Consider the following 24,704-nt stretch of genomic DNA (forward strand, 5'->3'; position numbering starts at 1 on the left):
GCGGTGCTCGTGTCGACCCGTAGGGCCGCGGTGCTCGGCAAGCCGATCGCGCACTCCCTCTCCCCGGTGATCCACAACGCCGGTTACGCGGCGGCCGGCCTGACCGGGTGGTCGTACACCCGGATCGAGTGCGCGGCCGCGGAGCTGCCGGATCTGGTCGCCGGCCTGGGGCCGGAGTGGGCCGGTCTGTCGGTGACCATGCCGGGCAAGGAGGCGGCGCTCGCCGTGGCCGACGCCGCCTCGCCGGTCGCCGTCGCCGTCGGCGCGGCGAACACGTTGGTACGCCGTCCCGACGGCGCCTGGTACGCGGACAACACCGACGTCGCCGGCATGGTGCGGGTGCTCACCGACGCCGGGGTGGGCGCCGGTGCCGCCGTGACGGTGCTCGGCGCCGGTGGCACGGCCCGCGCCGCGCTGGCCGCCGCCGCGCGGTTGGCCTGCTCCTCGGTCACGGTGGTGGCCCGTCGTGCGGCGGCGGTGGACGAGTTACGGCCGGTGGCGGACGCACTCGGTGTCGTGCTGATCCCCGCCGACTGGGCCGCCGCGCACCAGCACCTCGCCGCCGCCGATCTAACCGTCTCCACGGTGCCGAAGGGAGCCGCCGACCCCCTGGCGGACGCGGTGGACTGGCGGCCGGGAGCGGTGTTCTTCGACGCGCTCTACGACCCGTGGCCCACGCCACTGGCCGCCTCCGCCGTCGCGGCCGGCCGGCAGGTCGTGTCCGGTCTGGACCTTTTGCTGGCCCAGGCGGTCGGGCAGTTCGAGCAGTTCACCGGCGTGGCCGCGCCGGTGTTGGCAATGCGGGAAGCGGTGCGACAGGCGACCAGGGGCAGTCTTCTTTAGCTGACGGTTAAGACGCGCTTACGGGAAACTGTCCTTCCCGCGATGTGCCCTGGTCATGGATACGCTGCTCACCGTTACGGACGCAGACACAGGGAGTTTCCTTGACCAGGCACGGACTGCACCGCATCACCCGGTTCCGCTCCGCACCCCGGCGCAAGGCGATCGCCATCGGCGTGGTCGGCGGATCCGTGGTGGCCGGCATCGTGGCGACCATGATGCCGCTGTTGGCCGACGACGACCTGTCGATCCGGGCGGCGGCCGACACCACCGCGACAGTTGTCTCGCAGGACGGCGACAACGCGGCGAAGTCGACGCTGGCCACCTGCTCGACCCGGTGCGACGGCAATCCGCGCGGTGGCCGCGAGGCGATCGTCGAGTTCGCGGTGACGACCGTGCCGGCCGCCGCGGTGAACGTCCGGGCGACGCTGCGGATGCACGCCTGGCAGCAGTTCCCCGCCACGGTGACGGCGCACGCCACGCCGCTGAGCGCCCGTGAGGCGCGGCCGGCCCCGGCGCCGGCCGGTCCCGCGTTGGACAGCGTGACAGGCGTGTCCAAGGGCTTCAACGAGTGGGACGTCTCCAAGCTGGTCACCGGCAACGGCATCTGGACTGTCGGGCTGGCCCAGTCCGGGCTGGAGAGCCGGGTCTACTGGGCGTCGGTCGAGAACCGCAACGCGGACCTGCGTCCCCGCCTGGTGATCAGCTACGACATCGGCACCAAGCCGTCGCCGGTGACGACCACCCGGCCCGCGCCGCCGCCGAGCGCCGCGCCGACCACCGCCGCGCCGAAGCCGTCGGCCACCATCGCGCCGAGCCGGACCGCGACACCGAGTCCGAGCGGCACCCTCCCGGACGGCCGGTGTGGGTCGGTGTCGAACAAGCTCGTCCCGTCCTGCGGCGCCTGGTGGGGCATGTACGCACCGGCGGGGGCATCCGGCGGCTGGGACCACGGCAAGGCCGTCACCACCGTGGAGGCGCAGGTCGGGCGCAAGTTCGACATCGTGCACCGCTACCACGACTTCTCCAACGCCGGCAGCAACGGCGCCTTCCCGGACGCCTACGAGACGCAGCAGATGCGCGAGGGCCGGTTGATGTTCTTCGCCTGGGAGTCCCGTGACTTCTCCGCCGGCACCACGATGAAGTGGTCGGAGATCTACAGTGGCCGGCAGGACGCGACGATCGACGCGGTCGCGGGCCGCATCCGCGCGGCTGGCGTGCCGGTGTTCATGGGCTTCGACCACGAGCCGGAGGACGAGCCGGCCAAGGGCGACGACGCCGACTTCGTCCGCGCCTGGCGCTACGTCTACGACAGGTTCGCCAAGGCCGGCGCGACGAACGCGGTCTGGGTCTGGACGATGATGGGCTGGTCGGGGCACTACTCCCGGTACGCCGGCCTCTACCCCGGTGACCGCTACGTCGACTGGGTGGCCTACGACCCGTACAACTTCCACGTCTGCAACGGCAGCACGGTGTGGAAGAGCCCGAGCACGACAATCGGCGGTTTCTACGACTGGTTGGACGCCAACGGCATCGGCGCCGGCAAGCCCCGGATGCTCGCCGAGTTCGGCACCAACTTCAACTCCGCCGACCTGGGCGCCAAGCAGCGCTGGTTCCAGGACTTCCCGGCCGCGCTGAAGGCGCACCCGAAGATCAAGGCCGCCATCTACTTCAACTCGCCGGGCATGACCAGCCGCACGGCGACCTGCGACATGACGATGAACCACGACGCCTCGGCCGTGGCCGGCTTCACGAAGGCCGGGCAGGATCCGTACCTGCGCCAGCCCACCGGGGGGAGCCGCTGACGACCGTTTCTGACCACTGACAGAACGCCGCGCACCGGAGGTCGGGCATCCGACCGTCCGGCGTTCTGTCGGCTAGCAGATTCATGCACCGCCCAATCGGCGGATTTCGCTGACCAAGCTGGACGAGGCACGCTACCCCGGGTTCTCATCCACCTTGGAGGCGCAGCGTGCCTAGACTCTCGCACTTGTGGCGTTTCGCGGGACGACGTCGGATCACGGCGGGGATGGTCGCGTCGGCGATCGTCGCCACGGTTCTCGGCGTCCCCACCACCGCGTCGGCCGCGGTGGTGCCGGTCCCGGAGACGGCGACCCTGGTGTCGGCCAATCCCGCCGACGTGACGCCGCATGCCCGAGACGGTGAGACCCGAGCCTTCGCGCAGGTGGGCAACACGGTCTTCGTCGGCGGCAGCTTCACCCAGCTCCGGCAGACCGCGGGCTCCGCGTGGGTCACCCAGCGGTACCTCTTCGCGTACGACCGGCTCACCGGCACCATGTCCACCACCTTCCTGCCGGTGCTCGACGGCGCGGTCAACACGCTTGTCGCCGGTCCCGGCGGCACGCTTATCGCCGGCGGCACCTTCAAGAACGTCAACGGGGTCTCCCGGAAGAACCTGGTCGCACTCGACCCGGCCACCGGCGCGATCGTCGACAGCTGGGTCGGGCGCTCCGACGGCGGCGCGATCCGTGATCTGGCGCTGCACGGCAACTGGCTGTACGTGGCCGGCGCGTTCAACTGGCTCAACGGCACCGCGCACGCCGGTATCGGCCGGCTCAACGCGACCACCGGCGCGATCGACCCGAGCTTCGTCATCGACGCCACCGTGGGACGGCACGGCACCACGTCGTACGTCTGGACCCTCGACGTCGCGCCGGACGGCAACACGCTCGTCGTCGGCGGCAACTTCACGCTCGTCAACGGGCTGGCACGCAACCAGATCGCCCTCGTGGACGTCTCCGCGACGCCCACGCTGCTCGACTGGAGCACCGAGAAGTACGCCTCGCCCTGCGCGTCGCCGACGACATTCGTGCACTACGTGCAGGACGTGAAGTTCGGCGAGGACGGCACCTATTTCGTCGTCGGCAGCAACGGTGGCGGCGGCTGGCCGACCGCGTACTGCGACGTCCTGGTCCGCTTCGAGACCGCCGCGCGCGGCAGCGGCCTGGTCGCCACCTGGGCCGACTTCACCGGCAACGACACCATCACCTCGGTCGAGGTGGCGGACAACGTGATCTATCTGGGCGGGCACTTCCGCTGGATGAACAACCCCAACGCCAGCGACACCGCCGGTCCGGGCGCTGTCGACCGGCTCGGCATCGCCGCCGTCACCCCGGCCACCGGGATGCCGGTGAACTGGAATCCACGTCGCAGCGGCAGCGCCTCGATGCCCGCGGGCACCAGCAGTTGGGGTTCGGCGGTGCCGGTGCTCTGGCGCGGCTCGGACGGCCTCTACTTCGGGCACAACTCCGACGGGATGGGCGAGGAGTACCACGGCCGGCTCGGCATGTTCCCGCTCGCCGGCGGGCGTACCTTCGCCCCGATGAACCCGCCCTCGGCCACCACCGGCAACCTCTACCTGAACACCGGCGCGGGCACGGTGGCGAAGGTGCCGTTCGACGGCACCGCGCTGGGCACCGCGGCCACTGTCAGCCAGCCCGCCTACACGGATGCCGGCGCGACGTGGCGGGTGAACGACCGGATCTACTGGTCGCACACGGTGGCCGGCACGCCCACCGGCAGCCGGATCGACGTCTCGCTGTTCAACGGCGGCGCGATCGGCTCGTCGTGGGAGGCGTCCGGCTACAACGACTGGTACAACCCGGCGCTGTTGACCGGCGCCTTCTTCCTCGACGGCCGGCTCTACTACACCCGTACCGGGGCCAACAACCTCTACTACCGCTACTTCGAGATCGACGGCAACTATCTCGGCGCCACCGAGTTCAGCCTGCCGACGACGGGTGTGACCTGGTCCGCGGTGCGTGGCATGGCCTGGGTGGGCGGTCGGATCGTCTACGGTGGCACCGACGGCGCCCTGCGCAGCGCGCCGTTCGACCCGACGTTCGCGGCGAGCATGGCGGTCGATGGCACCACGGCGACGGTCATCAGCGCCGCGACGCCCGAGTTGTCCTGGTCCACCCCGTCGACGTTCTTCTCCGTCCAGTAATGGTCAACCGTTCGTAACGGGGCGTCGGTAGATTGTTCACGTTGGGTCGGTGGCGGGCACACCGCCACCGGCCCCGTGACGTGGGGGAGGATCGTTGCTCGGCGCCGCTGGCATCCATAAGAGACGCGCGGTGCGTCTGATCTTCGCGGTCAAACGCCTGTGGTACCGGCTCCGCTACCGGCGCCTGACGCTCGGCCGGGACGTGGAGATCCGTGGTCGGATCCGGCTGCGCCGCGGCGTGCGGGTGACCATCGGCGACCGCACCCGGATCAACAAGCTGGTCCGCTTCGCGGGCCCCGGTGAGGTCCGCGTCGGCGCCGACTGTCTGCTCAACGCCACCTGGATCGGCACCTGGACGTCGGTCACCGTGGGGGACCGGTGCCTCCTGTCGGACTGTGAACTGCTCGACAACGACTTCCACAACCTGCCGCCCGCGCAGCGGCACGCCCCGCCCAGCCCGGCCACCCGTGCCCCGATCGTCCTCGAGGACAACGTGTGGGTCGGCGCACACGCCCTGGTGTTGAAGGGCGTCCGGGTCGGTCAGGACAGCGTCGTGGGCGCGGCGACCGTGGTCCGCACGGACGTCCCACCCGGCGTCGTGGTCGTCGGCAATCCTCAACAGACGGTGAAGAAGTTCCATGACTGATGCGACATCCGGTTCCTGGACCACGGACGGCCCGTCCGCCGCGACCCCCGGCGCGGTGACACTCACCGACCTGCTGCGGGTGCCGATGCACCGGATGCGGCTGGTCGGCGCGGCGGCCCTGGTCGGTCTGCTGGCCGCGCTCGGCTACGTGCTGCTGGTCCCGTCGACGCTCACCGCGAACGCCGTGGTGGCGGTCCGGCCGGTGGTGACCGACGCGTTCACCCCCAGCGGCGCGGGCGCCGACCGGGCGGTCAACATGAACGTGGAGAGCGGCATCGCCACCGGCACCGAGGTGGTGCGACGGCTCGCCGACGCGGCCGGCGGACACCCGCGCGACATCCGCGGCGCGCTCGAGGTCGAGGTGCCCACCGGTGGGCAGATCCTGCGCTTCAGCTACCAGGCGGGCGAGGCACAGCGGGCGGTGCAGGGCGCCAACCTGGCCGCCCAGGCCTACCTGGACGTGCGACGCACCATGTACGAGCAGCAGCGCGCCGAGATGCTGCGCTCCTACGACGCCAGCATCACAAAGGTCGCCGCCCAGCAGGCCGTGCTGCAGAGGCGGGCCAGCACCACGAAGGACCCCGCCGTCGCCAACGCGGTGGTCGCCGAGCTGTCCGGGGTCAACAACCAGCTCACCCAGCTCAACTCCGCGCGTACCGAGATCGCCGCGGTCGACGTCAACCCCGGCTGGGTGACCCAGAGCGCGGAGAAGTCACTCGTCGCCTCCGCCGGGCACCGGCCGCTCTACCTGGTCGCCGGCCTGCTCGGTGGCGCGCTGATCGGCATCGTGCTCGCGTACGCCTGGGAGTCGGCCGACCGGCGGGTCCGCTCGGTCGCCGACGGCCGGGACGCCACCGGCCTGCCGCTGCTCGGCACCGTGCGCCGGCCGGCGTTCCGGGGCAGCCCCCGGGCCGTCGACGCGGACGTCCGGTACGTGGCGATGGCGGTCGCCGAACGGGTCCGTCCACCGGCCCGGGTGGCGCTTGTCAGCACCCGGGAGGACGCCACCGCGCTCACCGCCGGGCTCGCGGTGGCGCTCGCCGCCGACGGCCGCGACGTCTTCGTCGCCGACGACAGCGGACGCGCCGAGCGGCTGCGCGCCACGGTGCTCGCCGACCGGGGACGACTGCCCATCGATCCGTCCCGGCCGCTGGTGCCGAAGCCCCGCCCGGCGGGCAGCCCCCCGGCCGCCGCTGCCGGAGAGGCCGCGGCAGCCCGCCGGCCGTCCCCGCATCCGCCCGGCGGCCGCCCGTCCACCGATGCGGACGCGACGCTGACGATTCCCCGGGTGTCGTCCGCCCGGCCCGAGAACGGCCGGGTCGTCGACCCGGACGAGGTGAGCGTCGGTGTGGGCAGCGTCCGGTTCGGCACCTGGCGACAGGGCGCGGACCACGGCCTGGTGCTGTTCAACGCCCCGGCCGCGGAGTCCGACGAGCGCGGTGTCGCCGTCGCACGGCAGGGCAGCGCGGTGGTGGTCGTGGAGCGGGACCGCACCCGGCAGAGCGACCTGCGACGCCTGGTGGAGCGGCTGCGCGCCGCGGGGGTCACCCCACTGGGCTTCGTGCTCACCCGCAACGGCCGGGCCTGAGCGTGTCGGTCACCCGCGCCCCGGCGACCGACCCGCCGCCCGGCGTCGCTCCCGCCGGCGTGGCCCCGGTGCCGCCGCCGCTGCCGCCCCGGCTGCCGCTGTGGCCCCTGTCGCTGATGTTCGGCCTGGTGCCGCTCTGGTGGGTGGTCGGCGCGTTCTACCTCGGCTGGCCGCTGCTGGGTGGGCTGCTGTTCGCGTTGCTGCTCACCCGGGGCCGGGTGCCACTGCCGCCGGCGGCCGGGATCTGGTTGCTGTTCCTCGCCATCGTGGTGGTCAGCGCCACCCAACTGCCGTCGCCCGCCTCGCTGCTGACGTTCGCCCTGCGTCTGGCGTTCTACCTGACCGCGCTTGTGGTCGGCGTCTACGTCTACGTCGCCGCCCGGGAACGCGCGAGCCTGGTGGCGGTGCTCAGCCCGCTCTGCGTGTTCTGGTTCGCGCTGGTGGCGCTGGGCTGGCTCGGGGTGCTGGCGCCCCGGCTGGCCATGGCCACCCCGATGGAGGTGCTGCTGCCCGGAGGGGTGGCCGGCACCCCGTTCATCCAGGACATGGTGCACCTGACCACCGCCGAATACAGCGCCCGGTCGCTCAACCCGATCTACCGGCCGGCCGCGCCGTTTGCGTACACGAACAACTACGGCAGCGCGTACGCCATGACGTTGCCCTGCGTGGTGGCCTTCACGATGTTGCGCCGGCGGGGTGTCCTGCGCTGGGCGCTCCTCGCGTCGTTGCCGCTGTCGCTCGCGCCGGCGTTCCTCACTCTCAACCGGGCGATGTTCCTGAGCCTCGGCGCCGGCTTGGCGGTGCTCGGGGTGCGGGCCAGCCTGCGCGGCAACATCCGGGTGGCCGCGTCCATCGTGGGGGTGGTGGTGATCGGCGCGTTGGCCACGCTGTTCATCCCGATCACCGAACTGATCAGCAAGCGGGTCGATTCCAGCGACACCAACACCGACCGGCTCTCGCTCTACACCGAGGTGATCCGCCGGGTGCAGGAGTCACCGTGGCTGGGCTACGGCGCGCCGGTGAACGTCGACACCGTGTCGGCGGACGCGCCGATCGGCACCCAGGGGCAGCTCTGGATGGTGCTGTTCAGTCACGGCGTACCCGCGCTCGTCTGTTTCCTCGCCTGGTTCGTCGCCGCCGCGGTGATCTGCGCGCGGGCCACGTCGGCGGCCGGGCAGTGGCTGTCGGTCGTGCCGGTGGTCTGTCTGGTGCAGGCCCCGTTCTACGGCATGGCGAACCAGAATCTGGCTGTCGCGTTCTTCGCGGTCGGCTTCGCGATGGCGCTCACCGAACGGGAACGGTGGACCGGGCCGCCCCGGGCGCCCGGGCGGCCGATGCCCGCCGCGCCGGCCGCGGCGGTGCCGGCATGACCGCCGCGACCCGACCGCCGACCGGCCCGGAGTACCCGACGCCGGTGCCCGCGGGCGCGGCGGTGCCGGCCGTCGGCGCGGACGCGGGCTCGACCGAGACCCGACGCAGCGCGCGCAGCGGCGTGGCCGGGCTGCTCGGCGCGGCCGCCAGCGGCCTGTTCGGCTTCGTGCTGGCCGTGGTGATCACCCGGTCGTACGGCACGGCCGGCGCGGGCGCGTTCTTCGCGGCCATCGGGGTGGTCACCGTGGCCACCGCCGTCTGCACGCTCGGTGCGGAGACCGGCCTGATGTGGTCGCTGCCCCGGCGCGGTCTCGGCGTGCGCGGGGACGCGGCCCGGGTGCTCCCGGTGGCGCTGATCCCGCCGCTGCTGGCCGGGCTCCTGGTCGCCGGCGTCGGCGTGCTGGCCGCCGACGGGCTCGCGCCCCGGTTGCTGCGGGGCTCCGGCGCGAGCGGCCACGCGCTGCTCACCGTCACGTTCGCCGCGGTGCCGGTGGTGGTCGCGATGACCCTCCTGCTGGCGGCGCTGCGCTGCGTACGGTCCATCCGGGCGTACGTCGGGGTGCAGTTCCTGCTGCTGCCGGTTGCCCGGCCGGTGCTGGTCGGCGCCGCCGCGCTGGCCGGCCTGGGCCTGGTCGCCGGCATGACCGGCTGGTTGGTGCCGGCGGCGGTGGCGCTGCTGGTCTGCCTCGTCCTCGTGGCCGGCCCACTCGGGCTGGGCCGGGGAGCGGCGCTGCGTCCGCGCCGCGCCGACTGGTCGACGTTCTGGCGCTTCGCGCTGCCCCGGGCCGCGTCGGCGGCCATCGACGCGGGCAGCATGTGGGTGGGTGTGCTGCTCACCTCCGTGCTGGCCGGGCCGACGGACGCCGGCGTGTTCGGTGCGGTCGGCCGGTACGTGCTGGCCGGCCAGCTCGCCATGCAGGGGTTGCGGGTGGCGGTGTCACCGCAGTTGTCCCGGCTGCTCGGGCGCGGCGAGCGCGCGGCGGCGGCGGCCGTGCACCGGCAGTTGACCATCTGGGGGCTGGTGCTGTCCTGGCCGGTGTACCTGCTGCTGGCGGTCTTCGCACTGGCCTTCCTGCAGCTGTTCGGGCCGGAGTTCACCGCCGGTGTGCCGGCGATGACGGTGCTCGCGTTGGCGATGCTCGTCAACACCGGGGTGGGCAACGTGCAGAGCCTGCTGCTGATGGGTGGGCGCAGCGGCCTGCACCTGGTGGCCACCGTGGCCGGGTTGACGGTGACCGTCTCGCTGGGCCTGTGGCTGATCCCCCGGTACGGCGCCACGGGAGCGGCGGTGGCGTGGGCCGCCGGCATCGCCACCGAGAACCTCACCGCCGCCGGGTTCGCCCGGTCGGTGGTCCGGGAGCCGCTGTTCGACGGCGCGACGGTGCGTGCCGCGACGGCCACGGCCGTCGCGGTGGGCGTGGCCGCCGGCGCCGGCGTGCTGGTGGGCGGGCGCGGCCTGCCCGGCCTGGCGGTGGCACTGGGTGTGCTGCTGGCCGGCTGCGTCGGCATGTTGACGTTGCCCCGGGTGCGCGCCGGCGTCCGGGAGACCATGAGGCAGGTCCGTGGACGGGAGAACACGGCCGCGGCCGCCGACCCCGACCCGGTATCGACGAGAGGCAGGTGAGGTCCGTCGTGGCGTCCATCCGTGACCGGGTCAAGCAGTTGGTCCCGACCCAGGTGACAGGCCGGGTGAAGGAGTCCCTGGTGGACTACGGGGTCCGCACGAGTGACCGGCGGCCCCTGCCGGACTTCCTGATCATCGGCACGAAACGGGGCGGCACCACCTCCCTGTGGAACTACCTCATCCAGCACCCGCTCGTGCCCCGCCTCTTCCCGGCGTGGAACACCAAGTCGGCGCACTACTTCGAGGAGCACTGGGGACGCGGCGAGGCGTGGTACCGCTCGCACTTCCCGACCCAGCGCCACCGCGACGCCCTGTCGAAGCGGCACGGCGGGCCGGTCCGGGTCGGCGAGGCCGCGCCGCTGTACATGTTCCACCCGCTCGCCGCGCAGCGGGTCGCCGCGCTGCTGCCGCAGGTGAAGCTGATCGTGCTCCTGCGGGACCCGGTGGAGCGGGCGTACTCGCACTGGAAGGAGCGCCGTACGCACGGCATCGAGCCGCTGGACTTCGCCGCCGCGCTGGCCGCCGAGCCGGAGCGTACGGCGGGGGAGCGGGAGCGGCTGATCGCCGAGCCGGAGTCGTTCAGCGAGGCGTACGACTGGTACACGTACCGGGCGCGGGGGCGTTACCTGGAGCACCTGGAGCCGTGGTTGGAGCGTTTCGACAGGCAGCAGATCCTCTTCCTGCCCAGCGAGGACCTCTACCGCGACTCCCGGGCGACCTACCGGCGCACCCTCGACTTCCTCGGGCTCCCGGCGTACGACCTGCCGGACTTCAAGGTCTACAACGACAGGCGCTCGGCGCCGCTGGAGCCCGCGGTGCGCGCCGAGTTGACCGACTACTACCGGCCGCACAACGAGGCACTGCGCCAGCGGCTCGGGCTGGACCTCGACTGGGCGGACCGGCCGGCGTGACGACGACTGTGGGCCCGGCCACCGACCCGCGTGCCCGGGTGGACGGTCTGGGCTGGGTGAGCCGCGCGGTCTTCCCGGACGAGCGGGTGAACCTGACCGTGGGCGGGCTCGCGCCGGCCGGTCACCGGACGGTGGCCCGGTACGCGGTGGTGCCGTCGGTCGCCCGGGCCCGGTTCCTGGTGCCGTTGGGCGCCGCACGGGCCGGGGCGGCGTCGCTGTTGGCGTACAACGCCCTGCGGCCACCGAAGGTGCGTGCGTTGCGGGCGGTGCTCGGCGGGCTGGCCCGGCTCGGCGCGGTGGGGCTCGCGCCCTTTCCGACGTTGACCGTGTCGGTGCCCGCCGGTGCGGCGGCGGCGGAGCTGTTGCTGACCGAGCGGCTCGCGGCCGATCTGGGCGGCACGCCGCTGCTGGCCGCGTGCGGGGTCCGGCCACCCGACCCGAACGGCAAGCCCACCCTGCAGCTCTTCACCGCCGACGGTCGTCCGCGTGGTTACGCGAAGATCGGCTGGAACGACGCGACCCGCGCGTTGGTCACCGCCGAGGCGGCGGCGCTGCGGGCGCTGCGGGCGGTGGCCGGTGTCGCCGACCACCCGACGCCGCCGCGGCTGCTCGCCGAGACGGCGTGGGGAGGCCAGGTGGTCGCGGTGATCGAGCCGCTGCCACCGGCGGTACGCGGTGTGCCGGTCGACGATCCACCGCGGATCGCGGCGCTGCTCGCGGTCGCCCGCCGTGGCGACTCGCCGGGCCCGCCCCGGGCGCTGGCCGGGTCGACCTTCCTGTCCCGTCTGGCCGGTCAGGCCGACCGGGCCGCCGCGGCCGAGGAGACCGGTGCGCGGGCGGTCGCCGCGGTCGCCGCGTTGGCGCGCCGGCACGGCGACACGAGCGTCGAGTTCGGCCACTGGCACGGCGACTGGGTGCCGTGGAACCTGGGCCGGCACGACGGCCGGTTGGTCGCCTGGGACTGGGAGCACAGCGGGGCGGACGTGCCGGTCGGGTTCGACCTGGCGCACGACGCGTTCCAGCGGGCCCTGGTGCTGCGGGGTGAGTCGGCGGCCGTCGCGGCGGCCGCGGTCGACGCGTACCTGGGTCGGCACGGCGACCGCCTCGGTCTCGGCGCGCCGCAGCGCCGGCTTGTCGCCGACGCGTACCTGGTGGAGATGTGGTTGCGGACCTGGCGGCTGGCCGACGCGGGCGCGGGCTGGAACACCGCGCTGCATCCCGCACTCTTGGACGTCATCGAGAAAAGACATAGCGGCTGATCCGGAGGAATCGCTGTGTCGGGATGCGCCACAGAGTAACGACAAAATAGCAGGTGGTGATAACGATCGATGTGGCTCGGACGTTCGACGCGTCCGAGTGCCCGATGTGGAGATCGATGTCTCGTCCGGTCGCGCTATTCAACGACCGGAGAACGTGTGATCTGCTTCTGCGTGGCGTGAACTGGAATTCCAAGCGAACTTGTGGGGAGTCGCGTGGACACGAAGAACGACGACGATGCCGCGCCAGTGCTCCTGCTGGTCGGCTCCAGCGGTGGCCATCTGGCCCAACTACTCGCCCTGCGGCCCTGGTACGAACAGTGGCGGCGCTGCTGGGTAACCTTCGACACCCCGGAGGCGGTGTCCCTGCTGACCGGCGAGGACCTCGTGCCGGCGCACCACCCGACCACCCGCAACATCCCGAACCTGCTGCGCAACGCGTTGCTGGCCTGGCGGGTGCTGCGGGCCCGGCGGGTCGCCGCGGTGGTCACCACCGGCGCCGGGGTGGCGGTGCCGTTCGTGGTGCTGGCCCGGCTGTGGCGCATCCCGACCGTCTACATCGAGGTGTACGACCGGATCGACACTCCGACCATGACCGCCCGGCTCTGCCGCCCGTTTCTGTCCGCGATGCTCGTGCAGTGGGACGAGCAGCGTCGGCAGTACCCCGAGGCCACCGTCGTCGGGACGCTGCTGTGACGGGGGAGGCCGGCACCGCCCGGCGTTCGCAACCCGCCCCGACCGGTGCGGAGCCCCGGATGCCGCGCCAGCGCGACACCCCGACCGACCGGCTCCGGCTGTTGGTCGCGGTCGGCACCGACAAGCACCCCTTCGACCGGCTCGTCGACTGGTTGGCGCAGTGGCACGAGCAGGCCACCGACGAGGTCGAGCTGACGGTGCAGCACGGGCACACACGTGCTCCGCACCTGCCCGGCGCGGTGGCGTTCCTCGGCCACGACGCGCTGCAACAGGCGATGGACGAGGCCGACCTGGTGGTCTGCCACGGCGGTCCCGCGACCATCCTGGAGGCCCGCCGGCACGGCCATCTGCCCATCGTGGTGGCCCGCGACCCGGCGCGTGGTGAGCACGTCGACGACCACCAGCTCCTGTTCGCCCGCCGGCTCGGCGCCGCCGGCCTGGTGGCGCTCTGCGAGACCCGGGAGGCGCTGCACGGCGCGTTGACCGACGGGTTGGCCGACCCTTCCCGGTACGCGGTGGCCGCCGACCCGCAGGCGCACGAGGCACAACGGGCGGCGGTGGCCCGGGTCGGGCAGATCGTCGACGACCTGGTGGCCCGCTCGACCCCGCGCCCACACCGGCTGCGGGCCTGGTCCCGGCCGCGCCCGGGTGCGAAGGAGATCCGATGACCGACCAGACGAGCGTCAGCGTCGTGGTGCCCACCCGGGACCGCCCCGAGCTGCTGCGGTCCGCGGTGCGCGCGATCCTGGCGCAGGAGTACCCGGGCCCGATCGAGGTCGTGGTGGTGTTCGACCAGTCCGTGCCGGACGAGTCGCTGACCGAGCTGGCGGACGGCCCGGCCCGGTCGGTGCGGGTGATCGGCAACACCCGTACGCCGGGGTTGGCCGGGGCCCGCAACAGCGGCACCCTCGCCGGCGGGGGTGAGCTTGTCGCGTTCTGCGACGACGACGACGAGTGGCTGCCCGGCAAGCTGGCCGTGCAGGTCGACGCGCTGGCCGCCGATCCGGCTGCCGAGTTCGTCTGTTGCGGCATCCGGGTCAGCTATGACGGGCACACCGTCGACCGGGTGCTGGACAAGGACCGGATCAGCCTGGACGACCTGCTGCGGGACCGGTTGACGGAGCTGCACCCGTCGACCTTCCTGATCCGCGCCAGTGCGCTGCGCGACGGGTTCGGCCTGGTCGACGAGGAGATCCCGGGCAGTTACGCGGAGGACTACGAGTTCCTGTTGCGGGCGGCGCGCAGCGCGCCGCTGATCAATCTGCCGACGCCCCTGGTGCTGGTCCGCTGGCACAAGCGCTCGTACTTCTCGCAGCGCTGGGACACCATCTCCGACGCGTTGCAGTGGCTGCTGCGGCGCTACCCGGAGTTCGCCGGCCAACCGGCAGGTGCGGCCCGGGTGGCCGGTCAGATCGCGTTCGCCCAGGCCGCCGCCGGCAACCGCCGGGGCGCGCTGCGGTGGGCGCGGCGCACCCTGCGGAGCAATCCCCGCGAGCCGCGCGCGTATCTGGCCCTCGCCGTCGCCGGTCGGGTGGTCCGGGCGGACGCCGTGCTGCGCACCCTGCACAAGCGCGGCCGGGGCATCTGACTCGCCGCGGGCACCCGTTCGACCTGCCGCTGCGCCCGCTCGACCGGGCACCGGTGTCCGCTCGACCGGGCACCGGTGTCCGCTGGGCGGGACGCGGCGGGCAGCGTGCCGGGTCGGTGGCGCGCCGTGACAGACTGACCGCTGTGTTGCGTTGGTTGACTGCAGGTGAATCGCACGGTCCCGCCCTCGTCGCGATGCTGGAGGGGGTGCCGGCCGGCATTGAGGTGACCACCACCGAGATCGCCGACGAGCTGGCCCGTCGGCGGCTCGGTTATGGCCGGGGTGCCCGGATGGCGTTCGAACGCGACGAGATCGAGCTGCTCGGCGGTCTGCGGCACGGCGTGACCCTGGGCAGCCCGGTGGCGATCCGGGTGGGCAACTCCGAGTGGCCGAAGTGGCAGACCGTGATGGCCGCCGACCCGGTCGACCCCGACGAGCTGGCCCGCCAGGCCCGCAACGCCCCGCTGACCCGTCCCCGGCCGGGTCACGCCGACCTGGCCGGCATGCAGAAGTACGGCCACACCGACGCCCGGCCGATCCTGGAACGCGCAAGCGCCCGGGAGACCGCCGCCCGGGTGGCCGTGGGCACTGTCGCCAAGGCGTTGATCCGGCAGGCGCTCGGCATCGAGATCGTCTCGCACGTGGTCGAGCTGGGTCCGGTGGCCGCGAAGCCCGGCCTGCGTCCCGTGCCGTCCGACGCCGCCCGGATCGACGCCGACCCGCTGCGGTGCCTCGACCCGGAGGCCAGCGCGCTGATGGTCGCCGAGGTCGACGCCGCGAAGAAGGCCGCCGACACCCTCGGTGGTGTGGTCGAGGTGCTGGCGTACGGGGTGCCGCCGGGGTTGGGCAGCCACGTGCAGTGGGACCGCAAACTCGATGCCCGGCTGGCGACCGCGTTGATGTCCATTCAGGCGATCAAGGGCGTGGAGATCGGCGACGGCTGGCAGCAGGCCCGGTCCCGGGGCTCGGAGGCGCACGACGAGATCATTCCGTCGGCGACGGGCGTCCGCCGGGTCACCGACCGGGCCGGCGGGCTGGAGGGTGGCATCACCACAGGTGAGCCGCTGCGGGTTCGTGCCGCGATGAAGCCGATCTCCTCGCTGAACCGGGCGTTGGCCACCGTGGACGTCACCACCGGCGAGCCGGCCACCGCGATCAACCAGCGCTCCGACGTCTGTGCGGTGCCCGCCGCGGCGGTGGTCGCCGAGGCGATGGTGGCGCTGGTGCTGGCCGAGGCGGCCACCGAGAAGTTCGGCGGGGACTCGATCGCCGAGATCCGCCGCAACCTGGCGGGCTACCTCGACGCGCTGGTGATTCGCTGATGGCGCCTGTCGTCGTGCTGGTCGGCGTGCCCGGCTGTGGCAAGACCACGGTCGGCCGGGCGCTCGCCGACACCATCGGGGTGGAGTTCCGCGACACCGACATCGACATCGAGCAGATGGCCGGCAAGCCGATCCCGGAGATCTTCATCGACGAGGGTGAGGCGCACTTCCGTACCCTGGAACGGGCCGCGGTGGCCGCGGCGCTGGCCGGCGGCACGGGCGTGCTCGCCCTGGGCGGCGGCGCGGTGTTGGCCGAGGAGACGCGGGCCGCTCTGATCGGGCACCGGGTGGTGCACCTCTCGGTGGAGCTGCCGGACGCGGTGAAGCGGGTGGGCCTGGGCGCCGGCCGACCGCTGCTGGCGATCAACCCGCGCGCCACCCTCAAGCACCTGATGGATCAGCGCCGGCCGCTCTACCGCGAGGTCGCCACCGTCACGGTGACCACCGACGGGCGGACCCCGGCGGCGGTCGTCCAGGAGATCGCCGCCCTGCTACCGCACTGACCGGCGCGCGGCGGCGGGCCGGCCCGCTCAGCCGCGGGCGATCAGGTCGAGGACGTCGGCCAGAGCCTTCGGCTCGCTGAGCATCGGCCAGTGCCCGGTGGGCACCTCGTGCAGTTGTCCGTCGGCCAGGCCGGTGAAGAACGGGTGCTCCTGCTCGATCATTTCCCGCACCACGCCCAGCGGAAAGGTGCTGGCGACAAGTGCCGTCGGCACCGGCCGGCCACCGGTGCGTTCTACCGGGTCGGTGGCGGTTCGCAGTGGCTGCGCGGTGGCCCGCGCACGCAGCAGGGCACGCGTCGGCTCGTCCAGTCCGGCGACGTTCACCGGGTCGGCGAGCGGATCCCAGGCCGGCGGCGGCATCAGGTGACCGTCGCCGATCGCGGCCCGGAGGCGCTGCTGCTCCTCCGGCGGCACGGTGTCGAACTGCGCGGTGCCGTCGGGGAGCGGCCCACTCTCCACGTAGACCACCCGGGCGATCCGGTCCGGGATGCGGTCGGCCGCCTGGGCGACCGGCATGCCACCGCCGGAGTGCCCGACAAGGAGTACGTCGCGCAGGTCCTCGACCTCGATGAGCCGGACGATGTCCAGGGTGTGCGTCTCCAGGCTCACGTCCGGCCCGGCCAGGTGGTCGCGTTCGGCCAGCCCGGTGAGCGTCATCGGGTAGACGTCGTGACCCCGCGCGCGCAGGGTCTCGGTCACGTCCCGCCACGCCCAGGCACCCAACCAGAACCCCGGCACCAGCACATATGTCGCCATCTGTCGCTCCTTCGCTCGGTTACCGACAGACCGTACGATCGAATCCGGACAGAAGCCGCCCGGTTTTGAGGAGTGGTCCGTGTCACATCCCGCTGGTCGGGTGCTGGCCCTGCTGGAGTTGCTCCAGGCCCGGCACCGCGCGACAGCCGCCGAGCTGGCCGACCGGCTCGGCGTCGACGAGCGGACCGTGCGCCGGTACGCGGCCACCCTCGTCGAGCTGGGCATCCCGGTCACCGCCGACCGGGGTCGGCACGGCGGCTACCGGCTGCACCCCGGCTACAAGCTGCCACCGCTGATGCTCACCGACGACGAGGCGGTGGCGGCGCTGCTCGGGCTCGTCGTCGCGGAGCGGGTCGGGCTGGCCACCGAGCAGCCCGCGACGGCCACGGCACTCGCGAAGATCCGTCGGGTGCTTCCGGCGGCGCTGGCCGACCGGCTCGCCGCCGTGCAGGAGCACCTCGGGTTCACCCTGCGACGCCCCGAGCCGGAGCTGCGGCCGGCGTCGGGGACCCTGCTCGCCCTGGCCGCGGCGGCCCGGCACCGGCAGCGGGTGGCACTCGACTACCGCTCCTGGCGGGGCGAGCAGTCGCACCGGGAGTTGGACCCGTACGGCCTGGTCTTCCACTCCGGCCGCTGGTACGTCACCGGCCACGACCACAGGCGCGGTGAGGTCCGCACGTTCCGGCTGGACCGCGTCGGCGCCGTGACACCCGGCACGGCGACGTTCACCGTGCCGGAGGGCTTCGACCCGGTGGCCCGGGTGACCCGGTCGCTGGCCGGCGTGCCCTACTCGCACGAGGTCGAGGTGCTGCTGGAGACCGATGTGGACGTCGCTCGCCGCCGCATCCCGCCCAGCGTGGCAGAGTTGACCGTCACCGCCGAGGGGGTGCTGTTGCGGGCCCGGGCGGAGAGCCTGCCCGGCATGGCCGCGCTGCTCGCCGGTCTGGGCTTCCCGTTCACGGTGCGACACCCGGAGGCGCTGCGTGTCGCGGTGGCCGAGCACGCCCGCCTGCTCGCCGAGTGGGCGGCCCGGCCATCAGGTGGGCAGATGCCCGCACCGCGCCGCCCGCTGGACTAGGCTCCCGGCGATGGACGACGTGACCCGGATCCCGGTCGGCGGCGAGCGGCCGTACGACGTGTTGGTGGGACGTGACCTGCTGGGCGCGTTGCCCGGCCTGCTGCCCGGCGCGAGCCGGGCGGCGGTGCTGCACGCGCCCCCGCTCAAGGCCCTGGCGGACGCGGTGGGCGAGCGGCTGCGCGCCGCAGGCGTCGAGCCGCTGCCGATCGAGGTGCCCGACGCCGAGTCCGGCAAGCAGATCGACATTGCCGCCGCCTGCTGGGACCGGCTCGGCGCGGCCGGCTTCACCCGTACCGACGCGGTGGTCGGGGTGGGCGGCGGCGCGGTGACCGACCTGGCCGGCTTCGTCGCGGCCTGCTGGTTGCGCGGGGTGCGCTGGGTGCCGGTGGCGACCTCGCTGCTGGGCATGGTGGACGCCGCGGTGGGCGGCAAGACGGGCATCAACACGGCCGCCGGCAAGAACCTGGTGGGCGCGTTCCATCCGCCGGTCGGGGTGCTGGCCGACCTGGCCACCCTGGACAGCCTGCCCGCGGTCGACCTGGCGGCCGGGCTCGCCGAGGTGGTCAAGTGCGGGTTCATCGCCGACGCGGCGATCCTGGACCTGGTCGAGCGCGACCCGGCGGCGGCCACCGACGCGCGCGGGCCGGTGCTGCGGGAGCTGATCGAGCGGTCGATCCGGGTCAAGGCCGACGTGGTCGCCGGTGACCTGCGGGAGTCGGGCGTGCGGGAGGTGCTCAACTACGGGCACACCCTCGCCCACGCGATCGAGCAGAACGAGGGCTACCGCTGGCGGCACGGCCACGCCGTCGCCGTCGGCCTGGTCTACGCGGCCACGCTGGCCCGGCTCGCCGGCCGGCTGGACGCGCCGACCGCCGACCGGCACCGGGCCACGTTGAGCGCGCTGGGCCTGCCGGTGAGCTACCCGGCCGACGCCTGGCCGCAACTGTTGGCCGCCATGCGGGTGGACAAGAAGACCCGGGGCAGCCGACTGCGCTTCGTGGTGCTGGACGGGCTGGCCCGCCCCTCGATGTTGGAGGGCCCGGACGACGCGCTGCTGGAGGCCGCGTACCGGGAGGTGTCGGTTTCGTGAGGGTGTACGTCCTCAACGGGCCGAACCTGGGCCGGCTGGGCACCCGCGAGCCCGAGGTGTACGGCGCGACCACCTACGCCGATCTGGTGGCGCTCTGCGAGACCACCGGCCGGGAGGTGGGGCTGGACGTGACGGTCCGGCAGACCGACGCCGAGCACGAGTTGCTGGGCTGGCTGCACACCGCCGCCGACGAGGGTGCCGCCGTGGTGCTCAACCCGGCTGCCTGGTCGCACTACTCGTACGCGGTGCGCGACGCGTGCGCGATGCTGCGGGGGCCGTTGGTGGAGGTGCACCTGTCCAACATCCACGCCCGTGAGGAGTTCCGGCACCATTCGGTGGTGTCCGCGGTGGCGACCGGGGTGATCTGCGGTCTCGGCATCGACGGCTATCGCCTCGCTCTGCAGCACCTGGCCGGCCGGGGCGCCTGACCGCGGCCGTCCCGCCCGTTTTCCCGCTGTCTGTGACAAATCACCGAATGTGAGCGTTAACGCCGTCGCCGAGCGTCACCTGGTGCGCCGCGTCCGACGCCGGAGTGCCGTGCCTGCTCGGATCCTTTGCTCTGCACCCCCGGATGCGCCAGTGCCGTGAGCTGCGAGTTTGTGAGTTGCGTCGTACCGGGGGCGGCTGTCCGGCCGGCACGGTGGGTGACTGGCGCGCGGGTGGGTGCAGAGCAAAGGACCCGACGCGGGGGACGAGCACCGCCCTGCGGGTCACACTCAGTAACCGTTGTGGGCGTCGATGCCCGATGCTCGGCCCCCGCCCGCGTAGGGCGGTCGGCAGGTCTCGGCGCAGCTAGTAGACTCGCAAGGTCTGTCCGCCAATTGATGATCAAGGCAGGAAATGGCCTCCACCAACGACCTCAAAAACGGCCTGGTACTCAACCTGGACGGCGAGCTCTGGGCTGTCGTCGAGTTCCAGCACGTCAAGCCCGGTAAGGGTGGTGCCTTCGTGCGCACCACGCTGAAGAACGTGCTGTCCGGGAAGGTGGTCGACAAGACCTTCAACGCGGGCACCAAGGTCGAAACCGCGACCGTTGACAAGCGCACGATGCAATACCTGTACGCCGACGGTGAGGACTTCGTCTTCATGGATCTGGAGACGTTCGACCAGATCACCGTTCTCGGTGGCACCGTCGGTGAGGCAGCCAACTACCTGCTGCCCGAGGCGGAGGCGACCGTCGCCCAGCACGAGGGTGTGCCGCTCTACATCGAGCTGCCCACAAGCGTCGTGCTGGAGGTCACCTACACCGAGCCGGGGCTGCAGGGCGACCGCTCGACCGGCGGCACCAAGCCGGCGACCGTGGAGACCGGCGCCACCGTGCCGGTGCCGCTGTTCATCACCACCGGTGAGAAGATCAAGGTCGACACCCGCGACGGCCGTTACCTCGGCCGCGCCTGATGGCTGAGGGTTCCAAGCAGCAGATGCCGGCGCGCCGCAAGGCGCGCAAGCGGGCGCTGGATGTCCTCTACGAGGCCGACCTGCGGGACAAGCCTCCGGTGGAGGTGCTGGCCGGCTACGTGCAGCGGATCGAGCAGCCCCGACCGGAGCACCTCGGCTACGCGGTGGGCCTGGTCGAGGGGGTCGCCGAGCACCTCAACCGGATCGACGAGCTGATCGCCAGCTACGCCGAGGGTTGGACGTTGGAGCGGATGCCGGTCGTCGACCGGAATCTGGCCCGGATCGCCGTCTACGAGCTGCTCTACGTCGACGAGATCGACGACGCGGTGGCGATCAGTGAGGCAGTGGAGCTGGCTCGGCAGATGTCGACAGACGATTCGCCGCGCTTCCTCAACGGGGTGCTCGGCCGGATCGCCGAGTACGCCACCCGCTGAGCGTCGCACCACCGAACGCCGTACCGCGAAAGGGCCCGTGCCAGATGGCACGGGCCCTTTCGGTACAGCGACAGCTCAGGAGGCGAAGAACGCCCGCGGGTCGGCCACCAGCACACCGTGCTCGGTGAGCCGCTCGATCAGACCCGACGGTGAGGCGTCGTAGACGATCGCGAGCGCCCGCAGGTCGTCGGCGCGGATCGAGAGCACCCGGCCGTTGTAGTCACCTCGCTGCTGCTGGATGGCGCGGGCGTAGCGGGCGACGTAGGCCAGGTCCTCGGAGGCCTCGTCGTAGAGCCGCTCCAGGTCCAGGACGATCTTGCTGGTGGGCTCGTGCCGGACACCGCTGCCGTCAGGCAGCAGCTCCGAAACGGGGACCCGGTAGAACTCGGCCAACTCGGCCAGACGGGACACCGTCACGGCCCGGTCGCCGCGCTCGTACGAGCCGACCACCACGGCCTTCCACCGCCCATTCGACTTCTCCTCCACACCCTGCAGGGAAAGACCCTGCTGCTGGCGGATGGAGCGCAGGCGGGCGCCCAGAGACTTGGCGTATTCAGAGGGCATTCGGACACTCCCAGTGCTGCTCGGGGTTCTCCCGTCGATCGCTACGGAGCGTGACGGTACGGGGAATGCGACACCTGGTCAAGTGGTCGTGACCCGACCGTTGGGGAGCGTCCGGGAAGTTATCCCCATTTCCTGCTCCTGACCCGGTGGTCAGCGGCCGCCGTCCATCGGCCCGGTGACCACTGGTAACGTGGCGTGAAGCCCCGGTCGGATCCGCTGTGCGGTTCGGCCGGAGGTGCCCGACATCCTTTAACGACCCGTCCCGTGAGGCGGGGAAGGAGGTCCGCCGTGGCATACCCACCGGCTGCCCGCCCGTCACCACCGCGACAACCCTCGGTGAAGGTGATCCTCGCCAGCGCCGACGTGCAACGCGTGGTCGACCGCATCGCCCACCAGATCCTGGAGAAGACCCAGGGCGCCGCCAACACGGTGCTTCTTGGGATTCCCACGCGCGGAACCCCCCTCGCCCGGCGGCTCGCCGACCGGATCAGCACCTTCGAGGACGTCGCCGTTCCGGTAGGTGTGCTCGACATCACCCTCTACCGCGACGACCTGCGCCGGCAGGCCACCCGCGCGATCGGCCCGACCGAGCTGCCGCCCGGCGGGATCGACGGCAGGCGGGTCATCCTCGTCGACGACGTGCTCTTCTCCGGCCGCACCGTCCGGGCCGCGCTCGACGCGCTCAACGACGTGGGCCGACCGGCGTCGGTGCAGCTCGCCGTCCTGGTGGACCGTGGCCACCGGGAGTTGCCGATCCGCGCCGACTACGTCGGCAAGAACATCCCGACCTCGCTGGCCGAGAGCGTGAAGGTGACGTTCGCCGAGACCGACGGGACGGATGAGGTCAAGCTGTACGGGGGTGCCAATTCATGATCAAGCATCTGCTCTCCGGCGCGGACCTGGACGCCGACACCGCCACCGAGATCCTGGACACCGCCGCCGAGATGGCCACCGTCGCCGGCCGGGAGATCAAGAAACTGCCCGCGCTGCGCGGCCGGACCGTGGTGAACCTCTTCTACGAGGACTCCACCCGCACCCGGATCTCCTTCGAGGCGGCGGCGAAGCGGCTCAGCGCCGACGTGATCAACTTTTCCGCCAAGGGCTCCAGCGTCACCAAGGGCGAGAGCCTGAAGGACACCGCGTTGACCCTGCAGGCCATGGGCGCCGACGCCGTCGTGGTGCGACACCCCGCCTCGGGCGCCCCGCACCGGCTGGCCAACTGGGTCGACGGGTCGGTCGTCAACGCCGGCGACGGCACCCACGAGCACCCCACCCAGGCACTGCTGGACGCGTACACCATGCGGGCCCGGCTGGGCCGGCTCGCCGGGCTGTCGGTCGCGGTGGTCGGGGACGTGCTGCACTCCCGGGTCGCCCGCTCCAACGTGCTGCTGCTCTCCACCCTCGGTGCGAAGGTCACCCTGGTCGGCCCGCCCACCCTCATCCCGGTCGACATCGCGGGCGCCCTCGCCCCCGCCACCGACGTCTCCTACGACCTCGACGCCGTGCTGCCAAACGTCGACGTGGTGATGATGCTGCGGGTGCAGCGGGAGCGGATGAACGACTCCTACTTCCCCTCCGCGCGCGAGTACGCCCGCCGCTACGGGCTCGACGGCCCGCGGATGCGCCGGCTGCCCGAGCACGCGATCGTGATGCACCCCGGCCCGATGAACCGGGGGATGGAGATCACCCCCGAGGTCGCCGACTCACCCCGCTCCACAATCGTCGAACAGGTCACCAACGGTGTCTCCGTGCGGATGGCTGTTCTTTACCTGCTGCTCGGAGGGAACAACCGGTGACCGCGTACCTGATCACCAGCGTGAGTGTCGTCGGCGGAGCGCCGACCGACCTGCTGATCCGCGACGGCCTGGTCGCCGAGGTCGGCCCCGGCCTGTCCGCACCGGACGCCGCGGTCGTCGACGGCACCGGGTTGGTCGCCCTGCCCGGCCTCGTCGACCTGCACACCCACCTGCGCGAGCCCGGTCGGGAGGACGCCGAGACCGTCGAGTCCGGGTCCCGCGCGGCGGCCCTGGGTGGCTACACGGCGGTCTGCGCGATGGCCAACACGTCCCCGGTCGCCGACACCGCCGGCGTGGTCGAGCAGGTCTGGCGGCTCGGCCGGGAGGCCGGTCTGGTCGACGTGCAACCGATCGGCGCGGTCACCGTCGGGCTGGCCGGCGAGCGCCTGGCCGAGCTGGGCGCGATGGCCGACTCCGCGGCCCGGGTGCGGATCTTCTCCGACGACGGGCACTGCGTCGCCGACCCGAAGCTGATGCGCCGGGCCCTGGAGTACGTGAAGGCGTTCGACGGGATCATCGCCCAGCACGCCGAGGAGCCCCGGCTCACCGAGGGCGCGCAGATGCACGAGGGTGAGGTCTCCACCCGACTCGGTCTGATCGGCTGGCCGGCGGTCGCCGAGGAGGCGATCATCGCCCGGGACGTGCTGCTCGCCGAGCACGTGGGCAGCCGCCTGCACGTCTGCCACGTCTCCACCGCCGGCAGCGTCGAGGTGCTGCGCCACGCCAAGGCACGCGGGGTACGCGTCACCGCCGAGGTCACCCCGCACCACCTGCTGCTCACCGACGAGCGGGCGGAGAGCTACGACCCCGTATTCAAGGTCAACCCGCCGTTGCGGACGGCCGCGGACGTCACCGCGCTGCGCGCCGCGCTCGCCGACGGTGTGGTCGACGTGATCGCCACCGACCACGCCCCGCACGCCGTGGAGGACAAGGAGTGCGAGTGGGCGTACGCCCGGCCGGGCATGCTCGGCCTGGAGACGGCCCTGTCCATCGCGCTCGACGTGCTCGGCCCCGAGTGGGACCTGATCGCCGAGCGGATGTCGCGTACCCCCGCCCGGATCGCGGGGCTGACCGGGCACGGCGTCGACCCCGCGCCGGGCGTGCCGGCCAACCTGACCCTGATCGACCCGGCCGTCCGCCGCACCATCGAGCCGGCGGAGCTGGCCAGTCGCAGTCGCAACACCCCGTACGCCCGCATGACGCTGCCGGGTCGCATCGTGGCGACCTTCCTGCGCGGCGAGCCGACGGTCCTGGACGGAAAGGCTGTCAAGTAATG

At 72.6% G+C, this 24,704-nt stretch carries 24 protein-coding genes; 22 read left to right on the top strand and 2 right to left on the bottom strand.

Annotation, left to right across the window (positions count from 1 at the left end; translation table 11 throughout):
• Positions 1 to 30: 30 nt before the first annotated feature.
• The 14 genes from ACPXBU_RS11030 to ACPXBU_RS11095 all read left to right on the top strand — a co-directional run bounded on the left by ACPXBU_RS11030 (position 31) and on the right by ACPXBU_RS11095 (position 16,312).
• On the top strand, positions 31 to 843 hold the full coding sequence (locus ACPXBU_RS11030) for a shikimate dehydrogenase (protein ID WP_393367985.1): 813 nt from the start codon (positions 31 to 33) through the stop codon (positions 841 to 843).
• Between the two features lie 101 nt (positions 844 to 944).
• Positions 945 to 2,645 carry a glycoside hydrolase family 26 protein gene (locus ACPXBU_RS11035; RefSeq protein ID WP_393367833.1) on the top strand — a complete coding sequence of 567 codons (1,701 nt, stop codon included), beginning with the start codon at positions 945 to 947 and terminating at the stop codon, positions 2,643 to 2,645.
• A gap of 224 nt (positions 2,646 to 2,869) precedes the next feature.
• Positions 2,870 to 4,807 carry a hypothetical protein gene (locus ACPXBU_RS11040; protein WP_425758013.1) on the top strand — a complete coding sequence of 646 codons (1,938 nt, stop codon included), beginning with the start codon at positions 2,870 to 2,872 and terminating at the stop codon, positions 4,805 to 4,807.
• 139 nt (positions 4,808 to 4,946) lie between these two features.
• Positions 4,947 to 5,453 (top strand): acyltransferase, encoded by a 507-nt coding sequence (locus ACPXBU_RS11045; protein WP_393367989.1) that lies wholly within the window; start codon positions 4,947 to 4,949, stop codon positions 5,451 to 5,453.
• Positions 5,446 to 7,041: a lipopolysaccharide biosynthesis protein gene (locus ACPXBU_RS11050; RefSeq protein WP_425757961.1), complete on the top strand. Its 1,596-nt coding sequence runs from the start codon at positions 5,446 to 5,448 to the stop codon at positions 7,039 to 7,041. Before ACPXBU_RS11045 ends, ACPXBU_RS11050 begins: the two co-directional genes overlap by 8 nt.
• Positions 7,042 to 7,100: 59 nt before the next feature.
• Positions 7,101 to 8,411, top strand: a complete 1,311-nt coding sequence (locus ACPXBU_RS11055; protein ID WP_425758014.1) for an O-antigen ligase family protein — start codon at positions 7,101 to 7,103, stop codon at positions 8,409 to 8,411.
• Positions 8,408 to 10,036 carry a lipopolysaccharide biosynthesis protein gene (locus ACPXBU_RS11060; RefSeq protein ID WP_425757962.1) on the top strand — a complete coding sequence of 543 codons (1,629 nt, stop codon included), beginning with the start codon at positions 8,408 to 8,410 and terminating at the stop codon, positions 10,034 to 10,036. The genes ACPXBU_RS11055 and ACPXBU_RS11060 overlap by 4 nt, the downstream gene beginning before the upstream one ends.
• 8 nt (positions 10,037 to 10,044) lie before the next feature.
• Complete coding sequence (locus ACPXBU_RS11065; protein ID WP_393367993.1) at positions 10,045 to 10,947, top strand: sulfotransferase domain-containing protein; 903 nt, start codon at positions 10,045 to 10,047, stop codon at positions 10,945 to 10,947.
• Positions 10,944 to 12,206: a hypothetical protein gene (locus ACPXBU_RS11070; protein WP_425757963.1), complete on the top strand. Its 1,263-nt coding sequence runs from the start codon at positions 10,944 to 10,946 to the stop codon at positions 12,204 to 12,206. Before ACPXBU_RS11065 ends, ACPXBU_RS11070 begins: the two co-directional genes overlap by 4 nt.
• 213 nt (positions 12,207 to 12,419) lie before the next feature.
• Positions 12,420 to 12,899, top strand: a complete 480-nt coding sequence (locus ACPXBU_RS11075) for a UDP-N-acetylglucosamine--LPS N-acetylglucosamine transferase (RefSeq protein ID WP_393367839.1) — start codon at positions 12,420 to 12,422, stop codon at positions 12,897 to 12,899.
• A 59-nt stretch (positions 12,900 to 12,958) separates the two neighbouring features.
• Positions 12,959 to 13,567 carry a glycosyltransferase gene (locus tag ACPXBU_RS11080; RefSeq protein WP_393367840.1) on the top strand — a complete coding sequence of 203 codons (609 nt, stop codon included), beginning with the start codon at positions 12,959 to 12,961 and terminating at the stop codon, positions 13,565 to 13,567.
• The gene (locus ACPXBU_RS11085) at positions 13,564 to 14,487 is read left to right on the top strand and encodes a glycosyltransferase family 2 protein (protein WP_425757964.1); all 924 of its coding nucleotides are present in this window, start codon (positions 13,564 to 13,566) and stop codon (positions 14,485 to 14,487) included. Before ACPXBU_RS11080 ends, ACPXBU_RS11085 begins: the two co-directional genes overlap by 4 nt.
• Positions 14,488 to 14,630: 143 nt before the next feature.
• The gene (gene aroC, locus ACPXBU_RS11090) at positions 14,631 to 15,809 is read left to right on the top strand and encodes a chorismate synthase (RefSeq protein ID WP_393367843.1); all 1,179 of its coding nucleotides are present in this window, start codon (positions 14,631 to 14,633) and stop codon (positions 15,807 to 15,809) included.
• A complete protein-coding gene (locus tag ACPXBU_RS11095; RefSeq protein ID WP_425757965.1) occupies positions 15,809 to 16,312 on the top strand; it encodes a shikimate kinase in 504 nt (167 codons plus the stop codon). Before aroC ends, ACPXBU_RS11095 begins: the two co-directional genes overlap by 1 nt.
• A gap of 27 nt (positions 16,313 to 16,339) precedes the next feature.
• On the opposite strand, the gene ACPXBU_RS11100 is transcribed toward ACPXBU_RS11095, so the two are convergent.
• Positions 16,340 to 17,068: an alpha/beta fold hydrolase gene (locus ACPXBU_RS11100; protein WP_425757966.1), complete on the bottom strand. Its 729-nt coding sequence runs from the start codon at positions 17,066 to 17,068 to the stop codon at positions 16,340 to 16,342.
• A 79-nt stretch (positions 17,069 to 17,147) separates the two neighbouring features.
• Here ACPXBU_RS11100 and ACPXBU_RS11105 point away from each other — a divergent pair, with 79 nt between their 5' ends.
• From ACPXBU_RS11105 to nusB, 5 genes are all read left to right on the top strand, one after another.
• Positions 17,148 to 18,146: a helix-turn-helix transcriptional regulator gene (locus ACPXBU_RS11105; protein ID WP_425757967.1), complete on the top strand. Its 999-nt coding sequence runs from the start codon at positions 17,148 to 17,150 to the stop codon at positions 18,144 to 18,146.
• Between the two features lie 10 nt (positions 18,147 to 18,156).
• On the top strand, positions 18,157 to 19,236 hold the full coding sequence (gene aroB / locus ACPXBU_RS11110; RefSeq protein ID WP_425757968.1) for a 3-dehydroquinate synthase: 1,080 nt from the start codon (positions 18,157 to 18,159) through the stop codon (positions 19,234 to 19,236).
• Positions 19,233 to 19,664 (top strand): type II 3-dehydroquinate dehydratase, encoded by a 432-nt coding sequence (gene aroQ / locus ACPXBU_RS11115; RefSeq protein ID WP_393367852.1) that lies wholly within the window; start codon positions 19,233 to 19,235, stop codon positions 19,662 to 19,664. Before aroB ends, aroQ begins: the two co-directional genes overlap by 4 nt.
• Before the next feature lie 412 nt (positions 19,665 to 20,076).
• Positions 20,077 to 20,634 (top strand): elongation factor P, encoded by a 558-nt coding sequence (gene efp / locus ACPXBU_RS11120; protein WP_210793018.1) that lies wholly within the window; start codon positions 20,077 to 20,079, stop codon positions 20,632 to 20,634.
• A 23-nt stretch (positions 20,635 to 20,657) separates the two neighbouring features.
• Positions 20,658 to 21,068: a transcription antitermination factor NusB gene (gene nusB / locus ACPXBU_RS11125; protein ID WP_184188983.1), complete on the top strand. Its 411-nt coding sequence runs from the start codon at positions 20,658 to 20,660 to the stop codon at positions 21,066 to 21,068.
• Positions 21,069 to 21,143: 75 nt separating this feature from the next.
• Here nusB and ACPXBU_RS11130 read toward each other — a convergent pair whose 3' ends face one another.
• Positions 21,144 to 21,632: a transcriptional regulator BldD gene (locus ACPXBU_RS11130; RefSeq protein ID WP_007458348.1), complete on the bottom strand. Its 489-nt coding sequence runs from the start codon at positions 21,630 to 21,632 to the stop codon at positions 21,144 to 21,146.
• 288 nt (positions 21,633 to 21,920) lie between these two features.
• On the opposite strand from ACPXBU_RS11130, the gene pyrR reads away from it, so the two are divergent.
• The 3 genes from pyrR to ACPXBU_RS11145 are packed head-to-tail and all read left to right on the top strand — an operon-like array spanning position 21,921 to position 24,702.
• A complete protein-coding gene (pyrR, locus tag ACPXBU_RS11135) occupies positions 21,921 to 22,505 on the top strand; it encodes a bifunctional pyr operon transcriptional regulator/uracil phosphoribosyltransferase PyrR (RefSeq protein ID WP_393367853.1) in 585 nt (194 codons plus the stop codon).
• The gene (locus tag ACPXBU_RS11140) at positions 22,502 to 23,428 is read left to right on the top strand and encodes an aspartate carbamoyltransferase catalytic subunit (RefSeq protein WP_393367855.1); all 927 of its coding nucleotides are present in this window, start codon (positions 22,502 to 22,504) and stop codon (positions 23,426 to 23,428) included. Before pyrR ends, ACPXBU_RS11140 begins: the two co-directional genes overlap by 4 nt.
• A complete protein-coding gene (locus tag ACPXBU_RS11145; RefSeq protein WP_393367857.1) occupies positions 23,425 to 24,702 on the top strand; it encodes a dihydroorotase in 1,278 nt (425 codons plus the stop codon). Before ACPXBU_RS11140 ends, ACPXBU_RS11145 begins: the two co-directional genes overlap by 4 nt.
• The last annotated feature ends 2 nt before the right edge of the window (positions 24,703 to 24,704 follow it).

The organism is Micromonospora sp. DT231 (genome assembly GCF_049847025.1).
GTDB lineage: Bacteria > Actinomycetota > Actinomycetes > Mycobacteriales > Micromonosporaceae > Micromonospora.